This is a genomic window from Emticicia sp. (assembly GCF_049241225.1).
GTDB lineage: Bacteria > Bacteroidota > Bacteroidia > Cytophagales > Spirosomataceae > Emticicia.
In genome coordinates this window covers 1-7,437 of record NZ_JBMLRC010000437.1, presented here as the reverse complement: position 1 = coordinate 7,437, position 7,437 = coordinate 1, and the positions used below count along the sequence as shown (strand labels likewise).

Here is a 7,437-nt window from a genome sequence, read left to right as displayed (position 1 = left end):
AAATGAATTATTTTCAACTCCCTTTCGTTGAAAAATTAAGTATAATTCACAAAAGCACTTCGTAAATGACTAAAAAAGAGAAACTTCTATTATTCATATTGGCCTGTATCAATTTTACGCATATCATTGATTTTATGATAATGATGCCGTTGGGGCCACAATTAATGAAAATTTTTGATATTTCGCCCCGACAATTCGGCTTCGTTGTATCGGCCTACGGCCTAAGTGCAGGAATCTCTGGCTTTTTATCTGCTTTCTTTGTTGATAATTACGACCGTAAAAAAGTCGTTCTTTTTGCTTATACGGGCTTTGTGATTGGTACGCTCGCTTGTGCGGTTGCTCCAACTTACGAAATTCTGATTTTGGCGAGAGTAGTAGCAGGAGTTTTCGGTGGCTTGATTGGAGCTCAAGTGCTTTCAATCGTGGCCGATACTTTTGAATATGAGCGTCGTGCAACTGCCATGGGTTTTATTACCACTGCTTTTTCGCTGGCTTCGGTGGTGGGTATTCCTGCTGGACTTTATTTGGCCAATCATTTTGGTTGGCATTCACCGTTTTTGGTGCTTGGTGGACTTGGCGTATTGGTTATTTTTCTGATTTATCGCTACGTTCCGACACTCGATAAGCACCTAAAAAATCGTCAACCTAAAGAAAGTCCTTTTGCTGTTATTACTGATATTACTCGAAACCCCAACCAACTTCGTGCTTTGAGTCTTTCTACTATCATTATGCTGGGACATTTTAGTATCATTCCTTACATTTCGCCGACTTTAGTTGCCAATGTGGGTTTTAGTCAAGATAATATTTTTCTGATTTATTTTGTGGGCGGACTTCTCACGATTTTCTCAGCTCCGATGGTCGGAAAATTGGCCGACCGCAAAGGGAAATATCCAGTTTTTGTAACTTTTGCCTTACTTTCAATGATTCCGATTTTCTTGATAACCAATATGTTTTCGGGAGTTTTGTGGGGAGTTTTGGTAATTTCTGGAATATTTTTTGTGTTTTCAAATGGTCGTCTGATTCCTACCCAAGCAATCGTATCGAATGTAGTAAGTTCACGACAAAGAGGTAGTTTTATGGCCATCAATTCATCGGTTCAGCTATTTGCACAAGCTATTGCAACTAACATTGGCGGGTTTATCATTCATAAAACGCCATCGGGGTATCTCGAAAACTATCCGTATGTAGGATATTTTGCCATGATTATGATTTTTATAAGTATTTTTATTGCCAAAACTGTCAAACCAATCGCACAATGAAAAAACTTATTTTCTCAATCATTGCATTTGTACCTTTAACTATTTTTGCTCAAGATTTTAAGGCCGAAATTGAAAAGCACCGAGAGGAATACAAAGCAGATTTCCTTAAAAATTCAAGTTCGCCACTCAAAAAAGAAGATTTTGAGTATTTACGTTTCTACGAACCCAACGAGAAATTTAAAGTTGCGTGCGAATTTGTAGCTACCAAAAAGCGGGAAAAACCCTTCGAGGTTCCAACATCGTCGGGTCAAACGGCTACTTATACAAAATTTGGAGAATTGAAGTTTGAAATTAATGGAAAATCTTATAAACTCGCTGTTTATCAATCGCTTAGGTTGAGAAATTTGCCTCAATACCGAGATTATTTGTTTATTCCATTCAAAGATTTGACCAATGGAAAGGAGAGCTACGGCGGCGGGCGTTACCTTGATTTAAGAATGAAAGAGATTTCGGGCGATAAGATTTACTTAGATTTCAACAAAGCCTACAATCCTTACTGTGCTTTTAGTGTGGGTTATAGCTGCCCGATTCCGCCTAAAGAAAATCATTTAAAAGTTGCGATTGAAGCGGGAGAAAAAAACTTTGCGAAAGAGCATTGAAAAGTTGGCAATTTTCAGTCTTCAATTTGCGTTTTTTGCAGACTGCACACTGAAAACTGCCAACTGATTATATTTTTTTCGCAGGATTTCCGAAAACGGTTGTGCCATCGGCTACATTTTCAATAACTACCGAACCTGCTCCTACACGAGCATTTTTACCAATCGTCACACCCGAAATAATCACCGCTCCCGAACCAATAAAAGCACCTTCTTCAACAACTGCTTCGCTGTTGATGATTGCTCCCGCACCGATTTGTACGTAATCGCCCACGCTTGCGTTGATGTCAACTACTGCCGAAGCATTGATGATACAATGACTTCCTACCGTTGCGTAAGGATTGACGATTGCACGAGCAGCAACCAAATTTCCGTGCCCAATAAAGGCATCGGCCGAAACTACCGCCGTATTATGCACTGCATTGACAGGCATCGTTTTTCGGCGACTGATGAGCATTTCTACGAGTTTTTTACGCTCTTTGGTGTTTTCAAGTGCCACAAATGCTTCGGTTTTTTGTCCGATTAGCTTCAAAAAACCATCGTCGTCGGTTTCGCCCAAAACCATTACATCACCGATTTCGGTATTGTGCAGTTTTTTATCGTCATCTAAAAAACCATATACCACTACATTATTTCTATTGAAAATATCTAAGGCTATTTTTCCGAGATTCCCGGCACCAAAAATCAAAACTGGATTTTCCATTCTTACAATTTTATTCTTTGTTTAATAATTTACTGCGAAACTGGTATTTAGTTTCACAAATTTCACCCACCACTCACTGGCGGAATCAATACAATTTCGTCGTTTTCTTTCAAAGCGGCCGTATCTTCGGCATATTCAGAGTTGATAGCCACTCTGAGTGACTTTAAGGTTGCAAAAGTAGGAAAATTTGCTGAAAGATGCTGTTTTAAGTCGGCAACGGTAGCAGCATCTTCGAGCGAAGTTGTGTATTCAAACTGCCCGATGATGTCACGAGTGATGCCAAAACATAAGATTTTTATTTTCATATTTTTTATTTGCAGGTAAACAAAGATAGTCAACAGTCGGTGGTCAACAGTCCACGGCGGTGTAAAATAGTCATTATTCATATTTTACAAAAAATACAACTGTCGATTATTTACATACTAACCACGATTTCGCAAAATAGGTTTATCGGCATAATATTTCTGTAAGCTGTTTGATATTTTTTCTTGTGAAATTAAAAATAGGCTATCTTGCATCGAAAACCAATTAAAAGCAAAACAACGATTTTGATTTGATGATAACATTCGACGAAGTAAATATCCAAAAAGGCGACCGTACGGTTTTAGAGAATATTAATTGGCAGGCCCAAAATAGCGAAAACTGGGCGATTATTGGTGGAAATGGCTCAGGAAAAAGTACTTTTCTGGAGGCTATCGCAGGAAAGATTTTTCCGACAAAAGGCCGAATCACGAAACCAAATTATGATGAAATTGCTTTCGTGGCCAAAGATTATAGCTTTAATCGAATCGTGCAGGCGGCTACTCAATATTATCAACAACGTTTCAATTCGCAAGATGCTGAGATTTCGCCAACAGTGCGAGAAATTCTACAAAATCAAATCAAACCTATCGGTACGGTCGATGAAAAATCGGTTGATTTGCCGCCTTTACCTTATACCGAAAGTGAATTAATTGAGGCTGCTAATTTGCTTAAAATCAGTCATTTACTCGAACGAAAAATCGTAACTTTATCAAATGGTGAAACTCGCCGCACGCTCATAACGCTTTCGCTATTGCGTAAACCAAAAGTTCTTTTGCTCGATAATCCGTTTGTCGGCCTCGACATCGAAAGTCGAGCAACTTTACACCAAGTACTTAACCAAGTGGCTGTTTCTGGTATTCAGATCATTATGGTTACGACTCCCAAAGAAATCCCTTCGTGCATCACAAATGTTATTGAACTTCAAAATGGAAAAATAAAGAAGATTTCTACACAAATTTCTGATTTTCAGACATTTATTCACAATTCTGGTATAAAGATAGATGCAGATATTTTGGCAGAAGTAAAGCAAATTCCAGCCAAAAATGATTTCAAATATGCCTTGAATATGCGAAACGTTACCGTGACTTACAAAGGCGTGAATGTAGTTGATGGCGTGAATTGGCAAGTAAAACGTGGCGAAAAATGGGCTTTAATGGGGCCAAACGGCTCGGGAAAAAGTACAATTTTGAGTTTGATTACGGGCGATAATCCGCAAGGGTATCAGAATGATTATGATTTGTTCGACCGCAAGCGTGGTAGTGGCGAAAGTATTTGGGACATTAAGCACCGAATCGGCTTCGTTTCTCCCGAGTTGCATTTGTATTTCACTCGTCAAACCGAAGTTTGGAAGGCAGTAGCTTCGGGCTTGTTCGATTCGGCTGGGCTTTTCAAGAAACTAACCGATGAAGAACGAGCCATAACTGATAGTTATCTTAAACTTTTGAATATCAGTCATTTATCCGAACGAAAAATCTATCAACTTTCCACGGGTGAGCAGCGACAAGTATTTTTGGCAAGAGCATTGGTGAAAAATCCACCATTACTGCTGCTCGACGAACCATGCCAAGGACTCGACTACGAACACGTGATTTATTTCCGAGATTTAGTCAATGAATTAGTGCTTGAACTCAACAAAACACTCATTTATGTAACTCACTACGAAGAAGAAATTCCTGCGTGTGTCAATAAACGCCTAGGCCTTAGTAAAGGAAAAGTGATAAATAGTTGATTTTATTTTTTAAGAACGTAAAGTATTGTCTTGCAACGAATTACAGTTTTTTTTCGTCTAAAATTTTACATTCAGTTTTTTTGTTATGTTTGCAATCTTTTTCTATCAAGATAACCTGTTAATTCTATGAAGAGTACCTTTACGAGCCTTTTTTGGATGTGTTTATTTTTCTTGAAATTGGATGGATTGGAAGCTCAATGTCCAACACAAAATTTGCCTACAACTACCAATAAAGGAAAATTTGAGTTAGATTTCAAAGGCACAAAATATACAATCGATGGCATAACGACTAATAAAATAACTGTTTGTACGAATAGCTCGTTTACTGTAACAGATAAAAGCGGCCTCACAGGCATTTATTTTTATTTCAATACTACCCGCACGACATTTCCTACGCCATTAACAGGCTACACCCGAACCAATGGAACAGCTTTTAGTACGCCAAGCACTCCAGGAAGCTATCTGTTGATTCAGATAAGTTATAATACAACTAATCGCACCGTTAATGCCTATGTTTGCCAACCTATCGAGGTAGTTGCATCTACTATCAATCCCAAGTTTACGGTCAGTAGTTGTGCTGCGGCTCAGGCCCAAATTAATATTCCAACTGACCCAAATAATAATTTTGACTCATATACCATTAATTGGGGTGATAATCAGACAGAAACTATTACCAAAGCACAAATTCCGTTGGTAGCAAAAAAGCATACTTATAACAATAATAACGCCCGAACCATCACAGTAAGAGGAATAAAAACGGGAGTTTTATGTGATGGTGTAACAACCCAAGGAATAACACCTAACGGCCGAAGTGTTTCGCCAACGCTGTTCAGTCTGACTGTTCAAGATAATGACACGATTCAGGTTAGATACATCGGTGGTAATTATTCTTTCGATTTTTATCAGAAATGGGGGGCAGATAATTTTAAAATCGTAAAAAATATCACCTCTTCAACTTCTGCCCTCAATACTACCAAAATTGCCGTGAAAGATGCCAATAAAGAGCAATATTGCTATAAAATTGGTATTACTGATGCTTGCCCACGAACCACTTTTTCGGATTCGAGCTGCACAATTCCACTACAAGTGACGGTTTTAGATAAAAGGAATTTTCTGAGATGGAAAACGCTCACCTATCCAAGGTTTATTTCTTATCGAATTTCAAGAAATACAACGACTAATTACAGAAATATAAACAGAGCCATTACCGACACACTAACTGACCGCCCAACTGTTTGTGGTACTACTTACACTTACCAAGTTGTGGGATTAGCAGGTACAGTACAATCTCTATCTCGGGTGGTGTCTGTCGTTGGTGTTGATAGCACAAAACCGCCAATTATTACTAATATTTTGACATCAGTTGAAAAAGATAAAGTGGCGATTACGGCCACGCTTCCAACTGGACAAAGATTGAAAAGCTATACATTTTATCGTTGGAGAAATAACAAACTCGAATCTTTCAATGCAGGAGGAAACGGCAATAGAGTTGTTGATGATAAATCAAGTCCGAGTACGCAGCGAGAGTGTTATAAAGTGACTTATGAAAACAACTGCGGAATTATGTCGGATACTTCGGCGGCATTTTGTCCATCGTTTTTGACTTTGGATGGTACAGGCATCAAATGGACTGAATATCAGAAGTTTCCGTTGGGTATTAATTCCTATTTTGTCGAAAAGTTAGATGATTTAGGAACGGTTTTGACAACCACAAAAGTTGATAAAAACCTAAAGTTTGAACCAGACCCTTTGAGCATCGACCCCACAAACCCGATTGTGAAATTTAGAGTAAGGGCAGTTTCAACCAATAATTTGGTGAGTTATTCGAACGAAGTGCTTTATGCTCAAAAGCTACTGATGTTTATGCCTGATGCTTTTACGCCAAACAGCGATGGCATCAATGACATTTTTGAGATAAAAGCTCTTTTTGTGAAAAGTTTCAAGATGCGGGTGTATAATCGAGCAGGAAATGTGATGTTTGAAACTGAAGATTATAAAACAGGTTGGGACGGAACTTACGAAGGAAGCACCGTCCCGATAGGGCAATATTTTTACGAAATTGTTGCTAGCGACCACAAAGGCGAAACAATCAGAAAAGCCGGCAGAATTGAGGTGATATACTAAGTTTATTTCAACTTATACCACTCAACTCCTTTTAATGCAGCTCTACGATTAACAGTTTCTGAAGCTGGATAATTTTTTGCCAAATAATCAAGAATAACTGGCTCGGCATCGCCCAATGCCCAAAGTTTTTGCTTTTGCTGCATCCATCTGATTTTTTCGAGCCAACCCGCACGGTCGGTATGGAATTGTGTAATCAATTTACTCGAATGACAGCCTGTGCAATGAGCAGTCACCATGTCAAGACCTTTATCTACAATGAGGCCCGTTGCTTTGTCTACTTTAACGGTAGAATCCGCAGTCATTACTGCGGAAGTGTTTTTATTACTTAGTTCTTCCTGCTTCAAGCCTGCACTAATCATAATTGCCGCACTGAAAACCAATAAGGATATTTTATGTAAGTTTTTCATAGTTTTAACCAATTTTTACGGCAATTCGGTGACAAGAATTATTCAAATATCCACCAGGATTCCACGCAGGAATAACCATTGGCTGACTTACACCGCTGGCATCAGTTGCTTTTGCCCAAATTTCATAATAGCCTTTTTTCGGAAAACTTACTTTGGTTGACCAGCGTTGCCACGCCAAACGATTTTTAGGTTTACGCAAATCACACTTTTGCCAAGTTGCTCCAAAATCAATCGAAATTTCCATATTTTTCACTTCCAAATCTCCTGCCCAAGCGTGTCCACGTAAATCGAGCGTACGACCTTCTTCGAGCATCGC

7 protein-coding genes and 1 pseudogene are annotated in these 7,437 nt (G+C 38.8%); 4 read left to right on the top strand and 4 right to left on the bottom strand.

What is annotated here, in order from left to right; genetic code table 11:
* The first annotated feature begins 65 nt into the window (after positions 1-65).
* Positions 66-1,259, top strand: coding sequence for an MFS transporter (locus tag ACOVO2_RS22720; RefSeq protein ID WP_421772168.1), 1,194 nt, complete (start codon positions 66-68; stop codon positions 1,257-1,259).
* Positions 1,256-1,858 (top strand): DUF1684 domain-containing protein, encoded by a 603-nt coding sequence (locus ACOVO2_RS22715; RefSeq protein WP_421772167.1) that lies wholly within the window; start codon positions 1,256-1,258, stop codon positions 1,856-1,858. Before ACOVO2_RS22720 ends, ACOVO2_RS22715 begins: the two co-directional genes overlap by 4 nt.
* A gap of 67 nt (positions 1,859-1,925) precedes the next feature.
* On the opposite strand, the gene ACOVO2_RS22710 is transcribed toward ACOVO2_RS22715, so the two are convergent.
* Together ACOVO2_RS22710 and moaD are read right to left on the bottom strand one after the other, a co-directional pair.
* Complete coding sequence (locus ACOVO2_RS22710; protein ID WP_421772166.1) at positions 1,926-2,558, bottom strand: acetyltransferase; 633 nt, start codon at positions 2,556-2,558, stop codon at positions 1,926-1,928.
* 62 nt (positions 2,559-2,620) lie between these two features.
* Positions 2,621-2,863, bottom strand: coding sequence for a molybdopterin converting factor subunit 1 (gene moaD / locus ACOVO2_RS22705; RefSeq protein WP_421772165.1), 243 nt, complete (start codon positions 2,861-2,863; stop codon positions 2,621-2,623).
* 251 nt (positions 2,864-3,114) lie between these two features.
* Here moaD and ACOVO2_RS22700 point away from each other — a divergent pair, with 251 nt between their 5' ends.
* Complete coding sequence (locus ACOVO2_RS22700) at positions 3,115-4,590, top strand: ATP-binding cassette domain-containing protein (protein ID WP_421772164.1); 1,476 nt, start codon at positions 3,115-3,117, stop codon at positions 4,588-4,590.
* A 126-nt stretch (positions 4,591-4,716) separates the two neighbouring features.
* Entirely contained in the window at positions 4,717-6,714 is a 1,998-nt protein-coding gene (locus ACOVO2_RS22695) for a gliding motility-associated C-terminal domain-containing protein (RefSeq protein WP_421772163.1), read from the top strand.
* Positions 6,715-6,716: 2 nt separating this feature from the next.
* Here the strand turns inward: ACOVO2_RS22695 and ACOVO2_RS22690 are convergent, their stop codons facing one another.
* Together ACOVO2_RS22690 and ACOVO2_RS22685 are read right to left on the bottom strand one after the other, a co-directional pair.
* Positions 6,717-7,121 carry a hypothetical protein gene (locus ACOVO2_RS22690; RefSeq protein WP_421772162.1) on the bottom strand — a complete coding sequence of 135 codons (405 nt, stop codon included), beginning with the start codon at positions 7,119-7,121 and terminating at the stop codon, positions 6,717-6,719.
* A 4-nt stretch (positions 7,122-7,125) separates the two neighbouring features.
* Positions 7,126-7,437, bottom strand: a pseudogene (locus ACOVO2_RS22685) (molybdopterin containing oxidoreductase); the annotation flags it as partial.